This window comes from Streptomyces sp. NPDC055815, assembly GCF_053616475.1.
Genome location: NZ_JBSHDU010000012.1, coordinates 20,555 through 43,363, shown reverse-complemented (window position 1 = coordinate 43,363; position 22,809 = coordinate 20,555). Strand labels below are relative to the sequence as shown.

18 protein-coding genes are annotated in these 22,809 nt (G+C 74.1%); 10 read left to right on the top strand and 8 right to left on the bottom strand.

Translation table 11 applies throughout. From position 1 onward, the window contains the following. The first annotated feature begins 33 nt into the window (after positions 1-33). Positions 34-1,158: a ribosome small subunit-dependent GTPase A gene (rsgA, locus tag ACWGN5_RS10975; protein WP_453513443.1), complete on the top strand. Its 1,125-nt coding sequence runs from the start codon at positions 34-36 to the stop codon at positions 1,156-1,158. Positions 1,159-1,247: 89 nt separating this feature from the next. After that, a complete protein-coding gene (locus tag ACWGN5_RS10970; protein ID WP_453513441.1) occupies positions 1,248-2,600 on the top strand; it encodes a DNA-3-methyladenine glycosylase 2 family protein in 1,353 nt (450 codons plus the stop codon). On the opposite strand, the gene ACWGN5_RS10965 is transcribed toward ACWGN5_RS10970, so the two are convergent. The 4 genes from ACWGN5_RS10965 to ACWGN5_RS10950 all read right to left on the bottom strand — a co-directional run bounded on the left by ACWGN5_RS10965 (position 2,570) and on the right by ACWGN5_RS10950 (position 5,217). Further along, the gene (locus ACWGN5_RS10965; RefSeq protein WP_453513439.1) at positions 2,570-2,977 is read right to left on the bottom strand and encodes a PPOX class F420-dependent oxidoreductase; all 408 of its coding nucleotides are present in this window, start codon (positions 2,975-2,977) and stop codon (positions 2,570-2,572) included. The two genes, ACWGN5_RS10970 and ACWGN5_RS10965, sit on opposite strands and share 31 nt — an antisense overlap. 102 nt (positions 2,978-3,079) lie before the next feature. Then, positions 3,080-3,562, bottom strand: a complete 483-nt coding sequence (locus tag ACWGN5_RS10960; RefSeq protein ID WP_453513438.1) for a DUF456 domain-containing protein — start codon at positions 3,560-3,562, stop codon at positions 3,080-3,082. A gap of 87 nt (positions 3,563-3,649) precedes the next feature. Then, on the bottom strand, positions 3,650-4,084 hold the full coding sequence (locus ACWGN5_RS10955) for a hypothetical protein (RefSeq protein WP_453513436.1): 435 nt from the start codon (positions 4,082-4,084) through the stop codon (positions 3,650-3,652). A gap of 149 nt (positions 4,085-4,233) precedes the next feature. Then, a complete protein-coding gene (locus ACWGN5_RS10950; protein ID WP_453513434.1) occupies positions 4,234-5,217 on the bottom strand; it encodes a helix-turn-helix domain-containing protein in 984 nt (327 codons plus the stop codon). 232 nt (positions 5,218-5,449) lie between these two features. Between ACWGN5_RS10950 and ACWGN5_RS10945 the strand changes: the two genes are divergently transcribed. From ACWGN5_RS10945 to ACWGN5_RS10930, 4 genes are all read left to right on the top strand, one after another. Beyond that, positions 5,450-9,217: a S8 family peptidase gene (locus ACWGN5_RS10945; protein WP_453513433.1), complete on the top strand. Its 3,768-nt coding sequence runs from the start codon at positions 5,450-5,452 to the stop codon at positions 9,215-9,217. Positions 9,218-9,298: 81 nt separating this feature from the next. Next, complete coding sequence (locus tag ACWGN5_RS10940; protein WP_453513431.1) at positions 9,299-10,810, top strand: protein phosphatase 2C domain-containing protein; 1,512 nt, start codon at positions 9,299-9,301, stop codon at positions 10,808-10,810. Between the two features lie 27 nt (positions 10,811-10,837). After that, positions 10,838-12,580, top strand: coding sequence for a pyruvate dehydrogenase (locus ACWGN5_RS10935; protein ID WP_453513430.1), 1,743 nt, complete (start codon positions 10,838-10,840; stop codon positions 12,578-12,580). Positions 12,581-12,667: 87 nt separating this feature from the next. Next, positions 12,668-13,072 carry an ATP-binding protein gene (locus tag ACWGN5_RS10930; RefSeq protein ID WP_453513429.1) on the top strand — a complete coding sequence of 135 codons (405 nt, stop codon included), beginning with the start codon at positions 12,668-12,670 and terminating at the stop codon, positions 13,070-13,072. 34 nt (positions 13,073-13,106) lie between these two features. Here ACWGN5_RS10930 and ACWGN5_RS10925 read toward each other — a convergent pair whose 3' ends face one another. Then, a complete protein-coding gene (locus tag ACWGN5_RS10925; protein ID WP_453513427.1) occupies positions 13,107-14,219 on the bottom strand; it encodes a DUF2637 domain-containing protein in 1,113 nt (370 codons plus the stop codon). Positions 14,220-14,423: 204 nt separating this feature from the next. Further along, entirely contained in the window at positions 14,424-15,290 is an 867-nt protein-coding gene (locus ACWGN5_RS10920; protein WP_453513425.1) for a (2Fe-2S)-binding protein, read from the bottom strand. Positions 15,291-15,483: 193 nt separating this feature from the next. Between ACWGN5_RS10920 and ACWGN5_RS10915 the strand changes: the two genes are divergently transcribed. Both ACWGN5_RS10915 and ACWGN5_RS10910 read left to right on the top strand, forming a co-directional pair. Then, entirely contained in the window at positions 15,484-16,275 is a 792-nt protein-coding gene (locus ACWGN5_RS10915; protein WP_453513423.1) for a GntR family transcriptional regulator, read from the top strand. A gap of 243 nt (positions 16,276-16,518) precedes the next feature. Further along, entirely contained in the window at positions 16,519-18,174 is a 1,656-nt protein-coding gene (locus ACWGN5_RS10910; RefSeq protein WP_453513422.1) for a WD40 repeat domain-containing protein, read from the top strand. 33 nt (positions 18,175-18,207) lie between these two features. Here ACWGN5_RS10910 and ACWGN5_RS10905 read toward each other — a convergent pair whose 3' ends face one another. Continuing rightward, entirely contained in the window at positions 18,208-19,011 is an 804-nt protein-coding gene (locus tag ACWGN5_RS10905; RefSeq protein WP_453513420.1) for a hypothetical protein, read from the bottom strand. A gap of 309 nt (positions 19,012-19,320) precedes the next feature. Beyond that, a complete protein-coding gene (locus ACWGN5_RS10900; RefSeq protein WP_453513418.1) occupies positions 19,321-21,015 on the bottom strand; it encodes a PucR family transcriptional regulator in 1,695 nt (564 codons plus the stop codon). Between the two features lie 305 nt (positions 21,016-21,320). Between ACWGN5_RS10900 and ACWGN5_RS10895 the strand changes: the two genes are divergently transcribed. Together ACWGN5_RS10895 and ACWGN5_RS10890 are read left to right on the top strand one after the other, a co-directional pair. Then, on the top strand, positions 21,321-22,211 hold the full coding sequence (locus ACWGN5_RS10895; protein ID WP_453513417.1) for an FAD binding domain-containing protein: 891 nt from the start codon (positions 21,321-21,323) through the stop codon (positions 22,209-22,211). Positions 22,212-22,213: 2 nt separating this feature from the next. Then, positions 22,214-22,807: a (2Fe-2S)-binding protein gene (locus tag ACWGN5_RS10890; RefSeq protein WP_453513415.1), complete on the top strand. Its 594-nt coding sequence runs from the start codon at positions 22,214-22,216 to the stop codon at positions 22,805-22,807. Positions 22,808-22,809: the final 2 nt, after the last annotated feature.

Sequence of the window (22,809 nt, the reverse complement as noted above, 5' to 3'; positions counted from 1 at the left end):
GCGCCGCCGGGGCCGCCCTTCGAAGGGTTCCCCTTGCTTCACGCTTCGCTCCACCCGTCTTCCTCTCTCACTGCCCAGCACCCGCTCGCCGGCCACGGCTGGGACGAGCGCTGGGAGGCCGCGTTCGCGCCGTATGCCGCCCAGGGACTCGTCCCGGGGCGGGTCGTCCGTGTCGACCGCGGTCAGTGTGACGTCGCCACCGCCGAAGGGGTCGTCCGCGCCGACACGGCGTTCGTGACCCCGCACGACCCGCTGCGGGTCGTCTGCACCGGCGACTGGGCCGCCGTCGACCCCGAGGGGGCCAGTGACCCGCGGTACGTACGGGCGTGCCTGCCGCGGCGTACGGCCTTCGCGCGGTCCACCTCGTCCAAGCGGTCCGAGGGTCAGATCCTCGCCGCGAACGTCGACCACGCGGTCATCACGGTCTCGCTCGCCGTCGAGCTCGACCTCGGCCGGATCGAACGCTTCCTGGCCCTGGCCTGGGAGTCCGGCGCCCAGCCGACCGTCGTCCTCAGCAAGGCCGACCTCGTGCCCGACCCGGTCGGGCTCTCCTACCTCGTCGAGGACGTGGAGACCGTCGCGCCCGGCGTGCAGGTGCTGCCCGTCAGCTCCGCCACCGGAGAAGGGATCGACGTGCTCGCGGCGACCGTCGCGGGCGGCACCACCGTGCTGCTCGGCGCCTCCGGCGCCGGCAAGTCGACCCTCGCCAACGCGCTGGTCGGCGAGGACGTCATGGACGTCCAGGCCGCCCGTGACGTCGACGGCAAGGGCCGGCACACGACGACCACCCGCAACCTCTTCGTGCTGCCCGGCGGGGGAGTCCTCATCGACACCCCCGGACTGCGCGGCGTCGGACTCTGGGACGCCGAGGCCGGCGTCGGCCAGGTCTTCTCGGAGATCGAGGAGCTGGCCGCGGAGTGCCGCTTCCACGACTGCGCCCACGAGGCCGAGCCCGGCTGCGCCGTGGCCGCGGCCATCGAGGAGGGCTCGCTGCCCGTGCGCCGTCTGGAGAGCTACCACAAGCTGATCCGCGAGAACCGGCGGATCGTGGCCAAGACCGACGCCCGGGTCCGCTCCGAGATGCTCAAGGAGTGGAAGCGCATGGGCCGGGAAGGGCGTACGGCCATGGAGATCAAGCGGGGTGGCCGCGGACGTTAGGGGCGCCTTCTCCACTCCGCCGCCCGACCCCCATCGTGGTGTCCGAAAACCGCGAGCCGGGGTCGGGCGGCTCCCGCACACTGGGAGCCATGAGGGACGACGACACCCGCTACGAGGCGGTCAGCAGCAGGGACGCGCGGTTCGACGGAGAGTTCTTCTTCGCCGTCCGGACCACCGGCATCTACTGCCGCCCCAGCTGCCCCGCCGTCACCCCCAAACGGCAGAACGTCTCCTTCTACCCGACGGCCGCCGCCGCCCAGGGCCACGGCTTCCGCGCCTGCCGCCGCTGCCGCCCCGACGCCGTGCCCGGCTCCGCCGAGTGGAACGTCCGGGCCGATGTCGTCGGGCGCGCCATGCGGATGATCGGCGACGGCGTCGTCGACCGCGAGGGCGTGCCCGGACTCGCCGGGCGCCTCGGCTACAGCACCCGCCAGGTGCAGCGCCAGCTCACCGCCGAACTCGGCGCCGGACCCGTCGCCCTCGCCCGCGCCCAGCGGGCGCACACCGCGCGGCTGCTGCTCCAGACCACCGGGCTGCCCGTCACCGAGATCGCCTTCGCGGCCGGATTCGCCAGCGTCCGCCAGTTCAACGAGACCATCCGCGCCGTCTACGCCCGCACCCCCACCGCCCTGCGCGCCGAGGCGGGCAGCGGCGCGGGAGCCCGTACCGCGCTCGCCGCCGGGGTGCCGCTGCGGCTCGCCCACCGGGGCCCGTACGCGGCCGTCGAGGTCTTCGACCTGCTCGCCGCCGAGGCCGTGCCCCGCGTCGAGGAGGTCGTCGGCGCCCCCGGCGCCCGCACCTACCGGCGTACGCTCCGCCTCCCGTACGGCACCGGCGTCGTCTCCGTCGACGAGCGCTCCGGCGGCCGCTGGCTGGAGGCCCGCATCCACCTCACCGAGCTGCGCGACCTGACCACCGCCGTGCACCGGCTGCGCCGCCTCTTCGACCTCGACGCCGACCCGTACGCGGTCGCCGAGCGGCTCGGGGCGGCCCCCGGGCTCGCCGCCGAGGTGGCCGCCCGGCCGGGACTGCGCTCCCCAGGGACGGCCGAGCCCGAGGAGTTCGCGCTGCGGACGGTCCTCGGCGCCGAGGAGTCGGCCCGGGTCGTCGAGCCGTACGGCACCCCGCTGGCCACCGCGTGCGGCACCCTCACCCATGTCTTCCCCGAGCCGGCCGCCCTGACCGGTCACCCCGTCGCGGGGCCGCTGGCCCGCGCCCTCGCCGACGGAGCCGTACGCCTCGACCCCGGGGCCGACCGCGACGAGGCCGAGCGCGCCCTGCTCGCCGTCCCCGGCGTGACCCCCGAGGCCGCCGCGCTGATCCGGATGCGGGCCCTCGGCGACCCGGACGTCGCCCTCGCGGACGGCCGGGAGGCGGAGGAGTGGCGGCCCTGGCGCTCGTACGCCACCCGCTACCTGGCCTCGGCGCTCCCGGGGACGTAGTCCTCCAGGCCCCAGCTGTGCACCCGGCGCGGATGGATCCGGATGACCTCCTCGCTGAAGTGCGGGCCGAGGGTGTGCGGGCCCACGAGGAGTTCCGCCTCGCCGCGGATCTCGACGCCCCGCACGTGCCAGGGGCGGACGCTCGCGAGGTCGTCGACGACCAGCGCCAGCTTCGGGTTCTGCCACAGGTTGCGCCACTTCTTCGTCCGGCCCATGGCGATCCCGCCCACCAGGATGGTGTCGTCGTCCTGCGGGAAGAAGATCACCGGGCTGGCCTGCGGCTGACCGGACGGGTCGACGGTCGCCAGCCGTCCGAGCCGACGGCTCTCCGTGAGATAGGCGCGCTCGACCTCGCTGAAGCCATCGAAATCCCTCATGGGTCCAGGGTCGCGCGGCCCGGGCCCCGGCGGATCGGCACGGGGACGGGTACGGGCTCCGCCGTCCGACCTAGGACCCGTCCGGTCGGCGGCATCCGGTCCTCAGCCCCAGATCACCGCGCCCGCCCACGCGCCCACGATCAGCAGGCAGGCGAAGAGCTCGACCAGCACGCTCGTGCCGGCGGCCCGCATCACGGCCCGGGTCGCCGCCCTCGCCTGGCCGTGTCCGCCGAGGCGGAGCCGCTCCGAGAGGTAGATCCCGCCGACGAAGCCGGGGATCGCGCCGACCACCGGGAGCAGGACGAAGCCCAGGACGGCGCCCACCCCCGCGTACGTCACCATGCGCCGGGTGATGCCGACGCCGCGGATCCGGCGCGGCGGCAGCTGCCAGACGATCACCTGGGTGAGGAGCAGCAGGCCGGTCGAGGAGGCGAGGAGGATCCAGGCGAGGTCCGTCCGCTCGTGCAGCGCCCACCAGAGCATCGCCGCCCACACCAGCCACGTTCCCGGCACGCCGGGCGCGAGCACCCCGAACAGACCGAGCAGCATCACCGTCGCGATCATCAGGAGCTGCCACACACCCACGCTGCCCAGGGTGCACGACCGCGCGGATTCCCGCAGGTCGCGCGGGGCGTACGGGGTACGGGGTACGGGGTACGGGGTACGGGGCGGTCAGGCGGCCAGGGGCAGGGCGGCGGCCACGAGGTTCCGCTCCTTGCGGCTGATCAGCGGGAAGATCAGCTTGAGGGCGTGCTCGCTGTTCGGCGAGGAGAGGACGAGGGAGGAGTTCAGGATCCGCTCCTTGATCGCCGAACGGAACAGGCCGTCGCGCGCGATCGTCATGGTGTGCTCGACGGGCTTCGCGAAGACCGGATCGGCCCGGAAGACGAAGAGCCGGCGGTCGGTCATCGCCAGGTACATCGGGACCGGCGTCGGTATCACCGCCATCGCGCCACCGCTGAGGACGGCGGAGGCCACGCCGAAGGCGGCGGTCCGGCGTACGGAGACCGTGCTCAGGCCGACGACGCAGGTCACCTCGACCCGCTCACCGGGCTCCAGCATGGGGGTCACGGTGGCCAGCAGGGCGCGACGGCGTCGTCCGTTCATGGGGGCGGGAACTCCTGGGGAATGAGCAGCAAGCGGAACCGGCCGCTCACCTTCCCATACCGCCCCGGCTCAGCCGCGGGCGACCCAGCCCTTCCCATACCGCCCCGGCTCAGCCGCGACCGACCCGGCCCTTCCCGTACCGGCGGGGTTCAGCCGCGGGCGACCCAGCCCTTCTCGTACGCGTGCCAGCCCAGCTGCAGCCGGGTCGTCACCCCCGTCAGCTCCATCAGCCCCTTGACCCGCCGCTGCACGGTCCGCAGCCCCAGGTCCAGCTGCTTCGCCACGCTCGCGTCCGTCATCCCGGCGAGCAGCAGCGACAGGATCTCCAGGTCCATCACGTCCGGGCCCGGCGCCTCGTCCTCGGTGATCTGCGCGCCCGCCCCGAGGCGCAGCGGAAGCGCCTCCCGCCACACCGACTCGAAGAGGCCCATCAGCGATTCGAGGAGCCCGCTCGCGTGCACGACGATCGCCGCGGGCTCGGCGCCCCGCCCGGTCAGCGGCACCATGGCCAGGGACCGGTCGGCGACGACCAGCTTCGTGGGGACCCGGTCGGCCACGCGGACCTTCTCCTCGCGGCCGAGCGCCGCCGACAGTTCGAGCAGCCCGGTCGGGAGGCTGAGCACCTCGCGCTCCAGGACCACCCGGTAGCGGACGCCGCGCCCCGCCGCCTGCTCCTCCGCGTCGTTCTCCATGCCCGAGACCGCGATCGGCTTGCCGGTGACCAGGGCGCAGACCTCCTCCTGGGCGCCCAGCTGGAGCTGGAGAAAGCGGTGCGTCACGGCGCTCGCGCCGGTCACCACCTCCACCAGGTCGTGCACGGCCGCCTCCTCGGCCTCCGCCCGGTACTCCTCGGCGAGCAGCTTGGCCGCCAGCTCGGCCTGCTCCAGCTCGTGGCGCTGCTGGGTGAGGAGCGCGCCCAGCGCGACCCCGGGCGGCGCCGCGACCCAGCGGCCGGTGCGGGCCGAGGACTGGGCCGCGAGCCCCTGGGACTCCAGGCGGCGCAGGGCCCGCTCGGTGTCCCGTTCGGGCAGGGCGAGCCGGTGCGCGAGATCGGTGACCTCGGCCGCGCCCAGCGCGACCAGGGCGCGGTACGCGGACTCCTGGCGTTCGTCGAGACCTATCGCTCCCAGCATGGATGCCCCACCCCTCGCCGCACCTCCGATGGGCGTCCCGGATCTTCCGGGGACGTTCACCGGAGGCATTCGTTCCGTTGGTGACCTGGCGGGAAACGGCCACGGCGTATTCCCGCCTCACCCATCATCCCTGTACCGCCCTCACCTCTGCCAATGTGGCGCCACCGCAGCACCAACAGCCTCCGGCGAAGGGTGATTTGTGCCCATTTTCCGGATTCAGATGGGGAGAGCGATGCGCCCGATTTCGCGTACGGCCCTGGGGGCGGCGACCGCCGTCGTCCTGGCCGTCACCGCGGTCGCGCCGTCCATGGCCGATGAGCCGAAGGACGACACGGCCGGCAAGCGACCGCTGGTCGGCAGCGAGGCCGCGGCCCGCACCGGCGACGGAGCCAGGACCGCCACGGTCACCCTGGTCACCGGCGACCGCGTCCTGGTCACCCGTGACGCCGAGGGCAATCCGGCGGCCACGGCCCTGCCCCGCGAGGACGGGACCGTCCCCCTGGTCCAGACCCGCCGCTCCGGCCAGGACCTGTACGTCTACCCCGAGGACGCCACCGCCGCGCTCGCCGCAGGACGCGTCGACGAGCAGCTCTTCAACGTCACCGGCCTGATCCGTCAGGGCTACGACGACTCCGCCACCACCACGCTGCCCCTCATCGCCGTCTACGGCTCCGACCTCGCCCGCTCCGTCCCCGCCGCCCCCCGCGGCGCCCGCCGCGGCCAGGTGCTCAAGGCCGTCGACGGCGTCGCGCTCACGGCGGAGAAGAAGCAGGCCGCCACCTTCTGGGCGGAGATCAGCGCCCCGAACGCCCGCTCCGCTTCCGGCCTGAAGAAGCTCTGGCTCGACCGCAAGGTCCAGGCCACCCTGGAGCAGTCCACGAAGCAGATCCACGCCCCCGAGGCCTGGGCCGCCGGCTACGACGGCAAGGGCACCAAGGTCGCCGTCCTCGACACCGGCGCCGACGCCGAGCACCCCGACCTCAAGGGCCGCATCGTCGCCGCGGAGAACTTCACCGACTCCGACACGACGGGCGACCACCAGGGCCACGGCACCCACACCCTCTCCACCGTCGGCGGCTCCGGCGCCGCGAGCGACGGCAGGAAGAAGGGCGTCGCCCCCGGCGCGGACCTCCTCAACGGCAAGGTCCTCAACGACTCCGGCTCCGGCGCCGCCTCCTGGATCATCGCGGGCATGGAATGGGCCGTCGCCCAGGGCGCCGACGTCGTCTCCATGAGCCTCGGCAGCCCCGAACCCACCGACTGCACCGACCCGATGAGCGTCGCCGCCGAGGAACTCGCCCGGAACGAAGGCACGTTGTTCGTCATCGCGGCCGGAAACTCGGGCCCCACGCACAACACCGTCTCCTCGCCCGGATGCGCGCCCGGCGTGCTCACCGTCGGCGCCACCGACCGCGACGACTCCACCGCCTGGTTCTCCAGCCGCGGCCCGACGATCGTGCACCACACCCTCAAGCCCGAGATCGCCGCGCCGGGCGTCGGCATCTCCGCCGCCGCGGCCGGCGGCCGCGGCGTGTACGCCTACCAGTCCATGTCCGGTACGTCGATGGCCACCCCGCACGTCGCGGGCGCCGCCGCCCTCGTCAAGCAGCGCCACCCCGACTGGACCGCCCAGGAGATCAAGTCCGCGCTCGTCGCCTCCGCCGACAGCGCGGTCCCCGGCGACGTCCGCGAGGTCGGCGGCGGCCGCCTCGACGTCAAGGCCGCCATCGACCAGACCGTCCTCGGCGCCCCCGCCGTCCAGGGCGGCACCTTCAACTGGCCGCAGGACAAGAGCGACCGCACCACGGTCTCCGTGCCGTACACCAACACCTCCGACGCCCCGGTCACCCTGAACCTCGCCGTCGAGAAGGTCACCGGCAACGACGGCTCCGCCGTCCGCTCCACGGTCGCCCGCCTCGGCACGCGCACCGTCACCGTCTCCGCCGGCGCCACCGTCCAGGTCCCGCTCGACCTCGCCCCCGACGCCCGCCTGGAGCGCGCCCAGTACGGCGACGTCACCGGCCGCGTCGTCGCCACCGGCCCCGGCGGCCTCCACGTCTCCACCCCGTTCTCGCTGTACGTGGAGGCCGAGACGGTCACCCTGCGCGTCAAGCTGATCGACCGTCAGGGCAAGCCCGCCTCCGGCGCCTCCTCCCTCGACGTCATCGGCACCGACACCGCCACCGGCGAGCGCCGCTTCAACGAAGGAGCCGCCGACCAGGTCTACCGCCTGCGCCCCGGCAGCTACTTCCTCTCCTCCTTCGTCACCACGCCCGACGCGGGCGAGGGCGCCACGCTGAACGACTCGCTCAGCTACCTCGGCCGCCCCCAGGTCGAGCTGACGAAGGACACCACCGTCGTCCTCGACGCCCGCAAGGCCCACCGGCTGTCGGTGAAGACCGACAAGCCCTCCGAACTCCGCGGCGCCACCCTCGCGTTCGCCCGCTCCTGGGACGACTTCTGGCTGCACGCCGGAACCGCCACCGGCCCGCGCACCCTCCGCGGCTACTACGCCTCGGTCGAAGGCGGCGCCGACGAGGGCGACTTCGAGTTCGGCAGCTACTGGCGGGCCGCCGCCCCGCAGATCACCTCGCTGACCACCGGCGACGGACTGGCCCTGCACCCGCTCACCGCCTCCCTCGGCTCCGACAACCTCGACGGCACCGGCTCCGCCCGCCTCGTCGACGCCGGAACCGGCACGCCGGACGAGCTCAAGGCCGCCGGGGTCCAGGGCCGCATCGCCCTCGTCCGCCTCCCGGACGGCTCCACCGGCGCGGGCACCCTCGCCCGCAACGCCAAGGCCGCCGGTGCCGTCGCCGTCGTCACGTACCACGCGGCCCCCGGCCGCTGGTACCCCACCGGCGGCTTCACCGGCCTCGGCCTCCCGGTCCTCGCGGTCCCCTCCACGGAGGCGACCGCGCTCCTCGGCAAGCTCGCCGCCGGTGAGGTCACGCTCGCCTGGAACGCCACCGCGAAGACCCCCTACCTCTACAACCTCGCCTTCCCGGAGACCGGCGCGATCCGCGACGACGAGGAGTACCGGGTCCGCGACGCCCGCCTCGGCCGGACGGACTCCACCTACGGCTCGGCCGGCATCACCACCGACTTCACGGACTTCCCGGCCGCCTACCGCCCCAACGGCCTCGGCATCTCCTTCGGCTCCCTGGAGACCGTCCCCGCGCCCGGCACCCGCACCGAGTACTACTCCGCCGGTGACACCGCCTGGCAGCAGATGGTCAACAGCAGCTTCCCGTTCGGGGAGATCATGATGGGCGTCCGCCACGCGTACGCGCCCGGCGAGCGGCGCACCGAGCAGTGGTACGACGGCGTCATCGCCCCCACCGCCCCGCGCGACACCACCGGGAAGCCGGTCCTCGTCGCCGAGCGGCAGGGCAACCTCATCGGCTTCGCCGACGCCATGTGGGGCGACTCCACCCACCACGCCGAGCCCGGCTCCTTCGGCGACATCGGCAACGTGCGCCTGAGCCGTGACGGCGAGGTCCTCGGCGAGTCCGGCTGGCCGTTCGGCGTCTTCGAGGTACCGGCCGAAGCCGGGACGTACACGCTGGAACAGAACACCATGAAGATAGGCAGTAAGGTGTGGGCCCGCTCCACATCCGTCAACTCGGTGTGGAAATTCACCTCCAAGCTTGACGAGAGCGTCTATTCTCAGGGCATCCCCATTCTCTTCCCCCGGTACGACCTTCCGGAGGACGGACTCAAGACCCTCGCCGCGACCGACGGCCAGCACATCGGCCTCACCGCGACGGGTCACGCGGGCTACACCCCCGCAGCGCTCACCTCGGCGAAGCTCTCGTACTCCTACGACGGGGGCACGACCTGGACCGAAGCGCAGGTCTCCCAGCAGGGCGACGGCTGGACCGCGACCGTGAACCACACGGGCGCGACCGGCAGGCAGGTCACCCTGAAGACCGAACTGACGGACGCCGAGGGCAACTCCGTCACCCAGACCGTGGTCCGCGCTTACGACGTGCGCTGACCACGCCGGTCCGCCGGGCGTCCTTCCCGTGGGGGGTGGGGTCGCCCGGCGGACCACCCATTTGCAGCAACGGTTTTCCTGATGTCCCGTTTTCGGACGCCGTGCGCGGTGGACAATAAGGGCATGACTCAGCAGGGGGACAACTGGTGGGACAAGCTCTACGACGACGCGGCGCCGGACACGGCCCCGACGGACTCGGGTGACACACTCGACGACCACTTCGACACGACCCCGCGCGCGGTGCCGATCCGGGTGCCGGACCGGGACCCGCTACCGCAGGTCCCGGTCCCGTACGACCCGGTCCCGTACGACCCGGTCGCGTGCGACCCGGTGCCGCAGGTCCCGCCGCCACCCCCGCCCGGGCCGCCCCAGGTCCCGCCGACGCCCCCGGCCCCGCCGCCGGCCGCCGTGCCGGGACCGGCGCCCTGGGAGGCGCCCCGGGATCCCCGGCCGCGGACCTTCCCGGGCCCGCCCCCGCGCCCGGCCGCCCCTCCCGTCGAGACGCCCACCGTCCAGGTGCCCGTGCTCCGGGAACCGGACGCCCCCGAGGAGCCGGACGCAGACACCGGGTCCGCCCCCGACCTCACCGTCGAGGTCTCCGTGCCCCGGCCCAGGACCGGCTTCGTCGGGAGCCGGCCGCCCACCTACGAGGCCGAGCCCACCGCGCTGCCCGTCGCCCGGCCGGGCGAGCTCGCCGAGCTCGTCGCCGACACCGTCCTCGACGGCGCCCGGTACGGCACCTGCACCCTGCGCGCCGCCTCCGTGCGCGGCGACTCCGCCCGCTACCGGGGCGAACCCCGGCGCGACGCCCTGCTCACCGCCCGCTTCGGCCACGACGAGACCGCGCTCGTCCTCGTCGCCGTCGCCGCCGGCGCCCGCGCCGCCGAGGGCGCCCACCTCGCCGCCGCCGACGCCTGCCAGTGGATCGCCGAGGCCGTCTGCCGCAGCCACGCCCGGCTCTCCGAGGACATCAGGTCCGGCCGCCGCGGCGACCTCAAGTCCGGACTGCACCGGCTCACCGACCGGACCTACGGCAAGCTGCGGGCCCGCGCGGCCGAGCGGGGCCTCGCCCCCGACGAGTACACCGCCACGCTCCGCTGCCTCCTCGTCCCCGCCGACCCCGAATGCCGCACGCGCGTGTTCTTCGGCATCGGCGGCGGCGGACTCTTCCGGCTCCGCGACGGCTCCTGGCAGGACCTCGAACCGCTCCTGCCCGAACCGGCCGCCGTCACCGGCGCCCCCGTCGTCGGCTTCGGCTCGCCGCCCCCGGCGCCGGAAGCCACCGAGGAGGGGGACAGGTTCACCATGGATCTCGGCATCACCACCGCCCCGCCGCTCATCGAGGAGCCCGTACCGCCGCCCGCCGAGCCCTTCCGCTTCCGCGCCTCCGTGGCCCGCGCCGGCGACACCCTCCTCCTCGCCTCGCCCGGCCTCGCCGAGCCGATGCGCGGCGAACCGGCCCTCGCCCACGAGCTCGCCGCCCGCTGGGCCGACGCCGAGCCGCCGGGCCTCGCCGCCTTCCTCGCCGACACCCAGCTGAGGGTGACCGGTTACGCCGACGACCGTACGGGGGTGGCCGTCTGGGAGGCGTAACCCGGCGGGCCGTGTGTTGATGGAGCCATGGCCAAACAGAACGTGGCGGAACAGTTCGTCGACATCCTCGTCCGCGCGGGCGTCCGGCGCTTGTACGGAGTGGTCGGCGACAGCCTCAACCCGGTCGTCGACGCGATCCGCCGCACCCGGGCGATCGACTGGATCCAGGTGCGGCACGAGGAGACCGCCGCCTTCGCCGCGGGCGCCGAGGCCCAGATCACCGGCGGCCTCGCCGCCTGCGCCGGCTCCTGCGGGCCCGGCAACCTCCACCTCATCAACGGCCTGTACGACGCCCACCGCTCGATGGCCCCGGTCCTCGCGCTCGCCTCGCACATCCCGTCCAGCGAGATCGGCCTCTCCTACTTCCAGGAGACCCACCCCGACCAGCTGTTCCGCGAATGCAGCCACTACAGCGAACTCATCTCCAACCCGAAGCAGATGCCCCGGCTGCTCCACACGGCGATCCAGCACGCCGTCGGCGGACGCGGCGTCAGCGTCGTCTCGCTGCCCGGCGACATCGCCTCCCAGCCGGCCCCCGAGAAGTCGGCGGAGACCGCGCTCGTCACCACCCGGCCCACCGTCCGCCCCGGCGACGCCGAGATCGACGCCCTCGTCCGGATGATCGACGAGGCCGACCGGGTGACGCTCTTCTGCGGCAGCGGCACGGCGGGGGCGCACCCCGAGGTGATGCAGTTCGCGGAGCGGATCAAAGCACCGGTCGGCCACGCCCTGCGGGGCAAGGAATGGATTCAGTACGACAATCCGTACGACGTGGGGATGAGCGGGCTGCTCGGGTACGGCGCCGCCTACGAGGCCACCCACGAGTGCGACCTGCTGATCCTGCTCGGCACCGACTTCCCGTACAACGCCTTCCTGCCCGACGACGTGAAGATCGTGCAGGTGGACGTCCGGCCCGAACACCTCGGCCGCCGCTCCCGGCTCGACCTGGCCGTCTGGGGAGACGTCCGCGAGACCCTGCGCTGTGTGGTCCCGCGGGTCCGCGCCAAGACCGACCGCCGTTTCCTCGACAAGATGCTGAAGAAGCACGCCGACGCGCTGGAGGGCGTCGTCAAGGCGTACACCCGCAAGGTCGAGAAGCACGTCCCGGTGCACCCCGAGTACGTGGCCTCCGTCATCGACGAACTGGCCGACGACGACGCGGTCTTCACGGTCGACACCGGCATGTGCAACGTCTGGGCGGCCCGCTACCTCTCGCCCAACGGGCGGCGCAGGATCATCGGCTCGTTCAGCCACGGCTCCATGGCGAACGCCCTGCCGCAGGCGATCGGCGCCCAGTTCACCGACCCGGGCCGCCAGGTCGTCTCGCTCTCCGGCGACGGCGGCTTCTCGATGCTGATGGGCGACTTCCTCACCCTCGTCCAGTACGACCTGCCCGTGAAGGTGATCGTCTTCAACAACTCCTCGCTCAGCATGGTCGAGCTGGAGATGCTGGTCGCCGGACTTCCCTCGTACGGAACGACGAACAAGAACCCGGACTTCGCCGCCATCGCCCGCGCCGCCGGGGCCTACGGCGTGCGGGTCGAGAAGCCCAAGCACCTCGCGGGCGCGCTCAAGGACGCCTTCAAGCACAAGGGACCCGCCCTGGTCGACGTCGTCACCGACCCCAACGCGCTCTCCATCCCGCCGAAGATCAGCGCCGACATGGTGACCGGCTTCGCGCTCTCCGCCAGCAAGATCGTCCTGGACGGGGGAGTGGGCCGGATGCTCCAGATGGCCCGCTCCAACCTGCGCAACGTGCCCAGACCCTGACCGTCTGCCACCACCTCATGAATGCGGACGGTGACACGGGGCATGCATCCCCGTGAGCCTGTTCGACGCGACCTGTGGGTGGGGGATATGGCCGGGGAGGCACGACAGCCGACTCAACTGCTCAGAAAGGTGGGATGCGCGGATCTCACCGCGGTGCCGGAGGTGCGACATGCCCTGCGTGAACTGCTGCGGAAGTGGGGCGGGCCGGGCGCCTCCGACGTGGCCGAACTGCTCACCAGCGAACTGGTGACGAACGCCCTGGTGCACACCGAGCACGGGGCCGTCGTGACCGCGACGGTCGTCCCCGAGCAGTTGAGGGTCGAGGTCCGGGACTTCGTGTCCGGACTCGAGCGGCCGCCCGTACCGCCCGCCGACGACGGTACGCACGGCCGGGGACTCGTCCTCGTCCAGGCCCTCGCCGACTCCTGGGGGGTCGAGAACCACGGGGTGGGCAAGGTGGTGTGGTTCGAACTGAACGGCGGGGCCGCCTGAAAGACGGCCCCGCCGGATTTCCGTGACGCGTGCCTCAGCCGAACTGCTGCTCCAGATCCTTGAGCTTGCGCTCCAGGGAGTCGAGACGCGGCAGCGCCTGGGTGTCGTCCTCGGCGGTGAGGTCCACCGTCCGGGACTCGCCGGGGCGGGGCTCATCGCCCCTGACGGCTTGCAGGGAGGGCCGGTGTCGAAGCGGCAGCTGTCCGGGGTCCGCTATGGCGGGCTCCGCGACGGCGGCCTGCACGGCGGCCGTCGCGGAGCCCGAACCACTGCCCGCGCCCGGGCCCTGGCCGGTGCCGGGAGCGGCGCCGAGCGCCGCCATCTCGACCTGGCGTCCGCCGCCGCGGCCGAGCCCGAAGGCCCGGTGCTGACGGTTGATCGCCTTGAGTCTCGCCCGGTCCAGCTTGACCTGGTCGCGCCGGCGGAGCCTGTTCTGCTCCTTCTCCCGCCGGTCCTCGCGCACCTCGTCGACCGCCTCGTCCAGGGTCCGTACGCCCTCAAGGAGCATCAGCGACCAGGCCGCGAAGGTCTCCCGGGGCGCCCTCAGCCACCGCACGATCCGGATCTGCGGCAGCGGACGGGGCACCAGGCCCTGCTCGCGCAGCGCGGCCCTGCGGGTCTGCTTCAGCGCCCGGTCGAAGAGGACCGCCGCCGAGAGGGACATGCCGGCGAAGAAGTGCGGAGCGCCGTCGTGGCCCATGCCGCGCGGTGCGTGCACCCAGTTGAACCAGGCCGCCGCGCCCGCGAACAGCCAGACGAGCAGGCGCGAGCCGAGGGCCGCGTCGCCGTGGCTGGCTTCGCGGACCGCGAGCACCGAGCAGAACATGGCGGCGCCGTCGAGGCCGAAGGGGACGAGGTACTCCCAGCCCCCGGAGAGGTTCAGGTTCTGCCGGCCGAAGCCCACGAGGCCGTGGAAGGAGAGCGCCGCCGCGACGGCCGCGCAGAGGAAGAGCAGCCCGTACGAGGCGAATCCGTAGACGGCCTCCTTGCGTCTGCGACGCTCCTCGCTGCGTTCCCAGGAGTCGTCGGCCGCGGCCTGGTCACCGGCGCGCTTCCCGCGCGCGAGCACCGCCACCGCCGTCAGGACTCCGGCCACCATCACGCCACCCGGAAGCAGCCAGTCCAGCGATATGTCGGTCAGTCTCATGCGGTGTCCCTTGCATCGCAGTAGGGCGTTTGGCGGCCCATACTGGCCGACCCCGTGGGGCGCTCAAGGGGTTTCCGGGCAAGAGCACGCCATCGGGGTCGCAGGGCATACGAATAGGTGCGATCTGGTCGAACGCACATACAGGGAAGGGGGTGTGTGTTCGATTTACGCCACCCGGACGGGTGGCGTAATCCCTCGCGATCCTCAGGCGGTCGCGGCCAGCCGGCGGACCCGCTCGGCGTCACAGGTGCGCGGGCAGGTGAGGCAGGTGTCCTCGGGGCGCAGGGTGTAGAAGAAGCAGCAGGTGGCCCGGTCGCGGGTGGCGCGCGCGGCGCCGTCCGGCCCCGCGGACCCCGCGAGCTCGCGGAAGCCCGCCCCGCCCGCGTACGGCTTGTACGGCTTGGGGGTGCCCGGCAGGAGCAGTTCCAGCTCGGCCAGTGCCCGCGGCTCCTCGCCGAGCAGGGCCGCGATGTGCCAGAGGCCCTCGACGATCTCGTCCGTGGCCATCCCCCACAGGGCCCGGCGGCCGCGCCGCATCCGGGGCCCGAAGCCGCCGAGGAGGGCCTCGAAGTGCTCGGCGAGCGAGGCGCGCACCTCGGCCCGCAGCGCCTCCTCGTCGGCGACGACCCGGGCGCCGGGCAGGGCGGCCGCGGGGTCGTCCGGCAGGCAGGCGAACTCCTCGACGCGGACCGACAGTCGGCCCCGCACGCGCTGGAAGGCCACGTTCCGGACGGGCAGCCGGGGTACCCGACGGTCCAGGAACCAGGGGACGGTGACGAGGAGACAGGTGGGCCAGGCGTACCGGTGGAGTCCGAAACTGGCGACGACGTCGGGGCGGGCCCGGGCGCCGTGGTCCCGCAGTACCTGGGCGTCGTCCCAGGCGAGGAAGGCGTCGAGGGCGGGGCCGCCGGCCGCGAGCTCCTCCGCGCCGACCCAGCCGGCGCCGCGCGGCAGCCGCTCGCCCCGGGAGGGTTCCTCTATCCGCAGGCCGGGAAAGACCTCGGCGAGCCGGGCGTAGGAGGCCGCGACGGGCGAGGTGAGGGGCGTGGGCAACAGGGCGGGGACGGTCATGCGGACCACCGAATCGCGAGCGTTGGCAGGTTAGCCTTACCTTACCCGATTCGGGGTGGCCTCTCACCACCGCGGACCCCCTCCCACCTGCGGGGCAGCCCGTATGCCCCGGATGTCGGTCCGTTCGCCTATGGTGCACAGGGGACCCGGGCGATGCGAGCCGGGCCCGGCACGAGGCCGCAGGAGGACCCGGGTGGAGCAGGGCGCAGCGCGCGAGCGGGCGACGGAGAGACCGTCCCCGCCCTTCGGCGACGCCGCGGGACGTCCCGGCGCGTCCGTACGGGTGCCCGAGCAGGCACGCGGCACGGAACCGGCCCGCGGCGAGCACACCCACGACGACCCGGCGCCCCTCGGACCCCGCACCGTGCAGCGGCACTCCGTCCGCGGCCAGGTCCTCGAAGCCCTCCGCACCGCCCTCGTCGGCGGCGAGCTCCGCCCCGGCGAGGTGTACTCCGCCCCCGCCCTCGCCGAGCGCTTCGGCGTCTCCGCCACCCCCGTCCGCGAGGCCATGCAGCGCCTCGCCGTCGAGGGCGCCGTCGAGGTCGTGCCGAACCGCGGCTTCCGCGTCACCGAGCGCACCCCACGGGAGCTCGCCGAGCTCGCCGAGGTCCGCGCGCTCATCGAGGTCCCCGTCATGCTGCGGCTCGCCCGCACGATCCCGGCCGCCCGCTGGGCCGAGCTCCGGCCGCTCGCCGAGGCGACCGCGGCCGCGGCGGCCCGGGGCGACCGCGCCCACTACGCCGAGGCCGACCGGGCCTTCCACCGGGCCGTCCTCTCCCTCGCGGGGAACGAGCAGCTGCTCGCCGTCGCCGACGATCTGCACCGCCGCTCCCAGTGGCCCCTGATCAGCGCCCCCGTCCTCCGGCACGGCGTCCTGGTCGCCGACGCGGCCGAGCACACGGCCCTGCTCGACGCCCTGATCGCCCAGGACCTGCCGGTCGTCCAGACCCTGGTACGAGAACACTTCACCGGCTCGGAGTCCTGACCGGGGCTCCCTGCTCGGGCCCGGACGTCACCGGCCCGGGTTCGGGCGTCACCGGATCGGGGGCGTGGGCGGGCTCCCTGCTCGGGCCCGGACGTCACCGCCCGGGTTCGGGCGTCACCGGATCGGGGGCGTGGGCGGGGCCCGGGCCGGTTTCGGAGTTCACCGGATCGGGGTAGTCACCGCACCGGACGACTAAGGTCGGAGGCGTCAGCCGTCCGTACCGCGTCGCCCGTGAGGTGTCCCATGACGTACGCGACCTCGTCCCCGGCCTGGGACGGCACGGAAGCCGAGGCCGCCGAGCTGCTCGGCTGGCTCACCGATCCCGAGGCGCCCCGGCTCTGCCTCGTCACCGGCGCCCCCGGCAGCGGCAAGACGGCCCTCCTCGGCTGGCTCGCCGCGTACGGCCCCCGCTCCGGCCGGGCCCGCCGCCGCACCGCCCGGCTGCTCGTCCCGCTCGCCGGGCAGAGCGCGCTCGGCGCGGCCTGGACGATCGCCGACCGCCTCGGCGTGGTGGCCCGCTCGCCCGGCGACCTCGTGCACGCCCTCGCGACCAGCGAGGTGCGCCCCGCCGGCCGGGCCGTCCTCCTCCTCACGGACCTCCACGCCGCCGCCGAACCCGCCGCGCTCACCCGGCTCATCGCGGAACTAGCCGGCGTCGGCCGGATCCGGCTCGTGGTCGAGGCCCGGAGCGGCACCCCGGCCCCCGCCGTGCTGCGCGCCGAACGCCGGGTCGCCGTCGTCGACCTCGACGGCGCGCCCGAGACCGCCGACGGCGCCGCCGCGGAGCCGGCGCCGCCGCTGCCGGACCTCTCCGACCCGGCGGCCGTCTGCGCGGCCGACCCGCTGCTCGTCACCACCGCGTACGTGACGGGCGCCGCGCTCGCCGGGGTGCCCGGCACCCTCGACGGGCCCGAGCCGTCCGGCCGGCCCGGCGAGGGCAGCGCCGACGAGCACGGCGGCCTGAGGACCGCCTGGATGCGCGCCGGACAGTCGCTCTGTCGTGAACAGGCCCCGGCGGAACGGGCGTTGGTCCTCCTGGCCGCGCTCGGCGACGGCGCCGACCCCCGGCTCCGCCCCGCCCTCGCCGCACTCGCGGACGGCGCGCCCTGGCGGGTGCGGTGGGCCCGTCACCGCGGCGACCTCAACCCGCCCTGGCCGGGCCCGGTCGCCGTGCTCGGCGCGGCGGGCGGCCCCCTGGAGGGCACCCTCCTCGTCGGCGACCCCACCGGCACCGTACGGCTGCTCCACGAGGCCGACGCGAGCTCCCTCGGGCGCCTCGCGCACAGCGTCCCCGGCCGGATCACCGCGCTCGCGCCCGCCCCCGACGGCACGGTGCTGCTCCTGGACGACCGGGGGCGGCTGCACGCCGTACGGGGCACGGCGCCCCGGCCCCCGTACCTGGAGCGGCTCACCGAGGCGGTCTCGGCGACCCTGGCCCGCCACCCGGGCACGGCGCTCGCGGCGATCGCCGGCTCGGTGGTGGTGGGGGACCGGCTGGGCTCCGTCCACGCCTTCGGCCTGACGGGCCTTCACCAGTCGGCCTCGCACAGCGGCCGGGTCACGGCCGTCGCGGCGGTCGAGTCCGAGACCCCGTTCGTCTGCTCCGGCGGCGCCGACGGGAGCGTCCGGCTCTGGACCCCCGGCCGCGCCACGCGCCCCGAGCCCCTCGCCGAACGCCCCTCGCCGGTCGTCTCCCTGCACGCGACCGAGACCCCGTACGGGCCGCTGGTCGCCGCGGCCTGGGCCGACGGCCTCGTCGAGCTCCACCGGCCGGAGGGCGGACCGACGCTCTCCTTCCGCCCCGGCCCCCCGGTCCGCGCGGTCGCCGTCACCGGTGCCGGCAACCTCCTCGTCGGCACCGACGACAGCCTGGTGTGCCTCGCCCCCACCTCTTGGTGACGAGGCGTCACCAGGCTTTCGGAGCAGGTGACTTCAGGTCGCGGCCCGCGGTGTCAGCTGGCCCGACAGCCAGGTCGGGACGCCGCCCAGGAGCTGGAAGAGGCGTCTCGCCTCGGCCCGCAGGCGGCCCGCCTCCGGCTCGGTCTCCGTGGTCGCCAGGGCCGTGAGCGCCGGGGCCGTGCCGACCAGGTAGCCCAGCTCCTCGCGGATCCGCAGGGACTCCGCGAAGCCGTGCCGTGCCTCCGCCAACTCCCCCTCGCGCAGGGCGAGTCCGGCGAGGTGCCGCCAGGTGAAGGAGAGCAGCAGCGAGTCCCCCTGCGCGGTCGCCCCGGCGTGCGCCCTGCGGTACGCGGCGCGGGCCGCCTGCGGGGAGTCGCCGAGGTTCTGGGCGATGAGCCCGCGCCGGAAGTCGAGCAGCGGCCGCCCGCCGGCGGACGGGCCGATCAGCGCCGCCGCACGGCCGAGCGCCATCCGGGCCTCGTCGGCCCGGTCGCGGACGCCCAACAGCGTGGAGGCGTAGGCGAGATAGCCGCGTTCGCAGGCCGCTGCCCCGCGTTCCTCGTCGGTGCCGGCGACCGCCTCGGCCGCCCGGAGGGCCTCCTCGGCGTCGGCCCAGCCCTTCTCGGTGTAGAGGCAGCGCTCGATGAGCAGCGCGGCCCGTTCGAGTGCGGCTGCCGGTTCGGCCGCGTGCGGCGCGAGCAGCGCCGCCGCGTCCGTCCAGCAACCTCGGGAGCGGAGCCGCCATATGGCGGTCTCCACGGGTGTCTCCTTGCCGTAGGCGAGGGACGGATCTTCGCCACCCCTTGATTCGGAACCAGACATGGCGGTATCCGCCACATTGCCCTCCCCGAGCGCGCCATTGAGCTGTTGAGTAGGACGGCATCTCAGCACGAACGGCAGCACCCGGCCAAGGGGTCGGGTGAAAAATTTCACAAACTCGCGCCGGGGTGGAGAGCCCGGCCCCGATCCGGCGCGACGGGCCGCCGGAGGGCCGACCGGCCCGTGATCACGCCGGTGATCAGCCCCGGACCCGGTCCGCGGGGCGCGGCGCGCGGGGGACGACGAAGGCCCCGGCGCCACTCCTCCGGACTCGCCCGAAGGAGTGAAGCGCCGGGGCCCCGGACCGTTCGAACCGGCTCGCGCGGCTCAGCTCATCCGCAGCGCGAGGAAGAAGTCGAGCTTGTCCTCCAGACGGGAGAGATCACGGCCGGTGAGCTGCTCGATCCGGCCCACCCGGTAGCGCAGCGTGTTCACGTGCAGGTGGAGGCGGGTCGCACAGCGGGTCCAGGAGCCGTCGCAGTCCAGGAACGCCTCCAGGGTCGGAATGAGCTCCGCCCGGTGGCGCCGGTCGTAGTCGCGCAGCGGGTCGAGCAGCCGGGCCGTGAAGGCCCGCCGCACGTCGTCCGGGACGAACGGCAGCAGCAGCACGTGCGAGGCCAGCTCGTGGTGCCCGGCGGCGCAGACCCGGCCCGGACGGGCGGCGGCGACCCGGCGGGCGTGCCGGGCCTCCTCCAGGGCCCCGCGCAGGCCCTCCGCGGACGCCACGGCCGCGCTGACGCCCAGCGTGACGCGCCCGTCGCCGTCGAGGCCCGAGGAGAGCGGAGCCCGTACGGAGGCGAGCAGCGCGTCCGCGTGCAGCCCCAGGGCGGGCGCCGGGCCGTCGTCCTCGCTCTCCGGCAGCGGGCCCGCCGCCAGCGGGACCAGGGCGATCGCCTCGTCGCCGCTGTGCGCGACCGCGATCCGGTCCGCCGACTCGGCGCCGACGGTCGCGGGGTCGACGAGGATCTCCTCCAGGAGCGCCTGCGCGACCGGACCGCTGTCCACGGGGGCCTGACCGGCCTCCTGGTCCCACTCCACGCGGGCGACGACCACCTGCCAGTGCGGGGCCGTGCCGAGCCCGGGCAGCAGCACCGGGGCGGCGACCCGCAGGCGGGCGGCGATCTCGGCGGGCGCGGCGCCCGTCTGCACCAGCTCCAGGACCTCCTGGGCGAGCCGGCGCCGTACCGTACGGGCCGCGTCGCGCCGGTCCCGCTCCACGGCGATCAGCTGGGTGACGCCCTGGAGCAGGTCGAGCCGGGCGGCCGGCCAGTCCCCGGCGTCCGCCTCGACGGCCAGCAGCCAGTCCGACAGGACCGTCTCGCGCACGTCCCGGGAGGCGGGCGCGGCGCCCCGGCCGGTGTTGCGGATCGGGAAGAGCGAGTAGGTGGCCCCGGCGACGCTCAGCCGGTGCGGGCCGCGCCGGCCGGTGCGGGTGGCGGCCAGGTGCTCACCGGCCAGGGTGGCCGCGAGCCCGGCCTCCAGGGGCTCTCCCGCACCCGCGATCTGGCGGCCGGTGGGGGAGAGGACCCAGGCCCGCAGGTCCAGGTCGGAGCCCAGGAGGTCGAGGACGACCTCGGGGCCGCCGCCCGCGGGGCCCGAGGTCATGAGCCGCCGGTGGCGGTCCACGACGGCCGCGAGGTCGCCGGCCCGCTCGCCGGAGACCTGTCGAACAACATGCTCGGTGATCGTCGCGAAAGCAACGGACTCGTTCACTGCGAACAGTGGGAGGCGGTGGCGCAAACACGCCGCCACGAGATCGTCGGGGACGGGGCCGAGCTCGGCCTCGCCCGCGGCCAGGGCGGCCACGCCGGCCGAGGCCAGGATCCGGACGAAGGGCTCGGAGTCGGCCGGCTCCATCCGCCAGGCGAGCCCGGTCAGCACCAGCTCGCCGCCCGACAGGTACCGGCTGGGGTCCTTGAGGTCCGTCGTCATGACGCCTCGGACGGTCCGGTCCAGCTCGTCGTCGCCGCCGAGCAGGCGCAGCCCGAGCGCGTCGTTCTCCAGCAGTGCGCGCAGCCGCATCGTGTCGCCGCCGTTCCTTCGTTCGGTGATGGTGGGTGTCGCGTTGTCGACGGTGGGGTGGTGCCACCGTTTCCAGGGGAAAACGGCGAGGTTACTGTTCCCCGCCTTTCGTTCGAATCTACAAGACGACGACGGGCACCAGCCAACTCCTTCATGTTTTCGGTGACTGCACCCGGGCGATCGTGGCTTGTGTACTAGGCCACACACCGCGTGAACAGCACATGAACACGATGTCGAGGGCCGGCCGTCCCCCCGGACCCACTAGCTCGACCCCCGATCACCAGAATCACTAGAAGAGAGCCACCATGGACTTCCTTCGCCCCGCCAGCTGGGAGGAGGCGCTCGCCGCCAAGGCCGAGCACCCCACGGCCGTGCCCATCGCCGGTGGTACCGACGTCATGGTCGAGATCAACTTCGACCACCGGCGCCCCGAGTACCTCCTGGACCTGAACCGTATCGAGCTGCTGCGCGAGTGGGAGGTCGGCGAGGAGAACGTCCGCCTCGGCGCCTCCGTCCCGTACACGCAGATCATGGAGAACCTGCGCGCGGAGCTCCCGGGTCTGGCGCTGGCCTCGCACACGGTCGCCTCCCCGCAGATCCGCAACCGCGGCGGCGTCGGTGGCAACCTCGGCACCGCTTCGCCCGCAGGCGACGCCCACCCGGCCCTGCTCGCCGCGGGCGCCGAGGTCGAGGTCGAGTCGGTGCGCGGCAACCGCTTCATCCCGATCGACGAGTTCTACACCGGCGTGAAGCGCAACGCGCTCGAGCCCGACGAGCTCATCAAGACCGTCCACATCAAGAAGGCGGACGGCCCCCAGCAGTACTCCAAGGTCGGCACCCGCAACGCGATGGTCATCGCCGTCTGCGCCTTCGGCCTGGCCCTGCACCCGGAGACCCGGACCGTGCGCACCGGCATCGGCTCCGCCGCGCCCACCCCGATCCGCGCCAAGGAGGCCGAGGCCTTCCTGAACGCGGCTCTGGAAGAGGGCGGCTTCTGGGACAACGGCAAGATCATCACCCCTTCGATCGCGAAGCAGTTCGCCGACCTCTGCTCGGCCGCCGCCAACCCGATCGACGACGTCCGCGGCACCGCCAAGTACCGGCGCCACGCCGTCGGCATCATGGCTCGCCGCCAGCTCGGCTGGACCTGGGAGCAGTACCGCGGCGCCGGCCGCACGCTTGAGGGAGCTGCATAACCATGCGCGTCAATTTCACGGTCAACGGTCGTCCGCAGGAAGCCGACGACGTCTGGGAGGGCGAGTCCCTCCTCTACGTTCTGCGTGAGCGCCTGGGTCTGCCCGGCTCCAAGAACGCGTGCGAGCAGGGCGAGTGCGGTTCCTGCACCGTCCGTCTCGACGGCGTGCCGGTCTGCTCGTGTCTGGTCGCCGCCGGTCAGGTCGAGGGCCGCGAGGTCGTCACCGTCGAGGGCCTGGCGGAGTTCGCCAAGCAGCGCGAGGAGCACGGCGGTTGCGCCTCCGGCGCCTGCGGCACCTCGATCGACGCCGCCAAGAAGTGGGAGGCGAAGCCCCAGGACTCGCAGACCGGCGAGGGTGTCGAACTCTCCCCGATCCAGCAGGCGTTCATCGACGCCGGCGCGGTCCAGTGCGGCTTCTGCACCCCCGGCCTGCTCGTCGCGGCCGACGAGATGCTGGAGCGCAACCCGTCCCCGACGGACGCGGACATCCGCGAGGCGCTCTCCGGCAACCTCTGCCGCTGCACCGGTTACGAGAAGATCCTCGACGCGGTCCGCCTCGCGGCCGCTCGCCAGGAGCGTCAGGGAGAGGCGGTCTGACG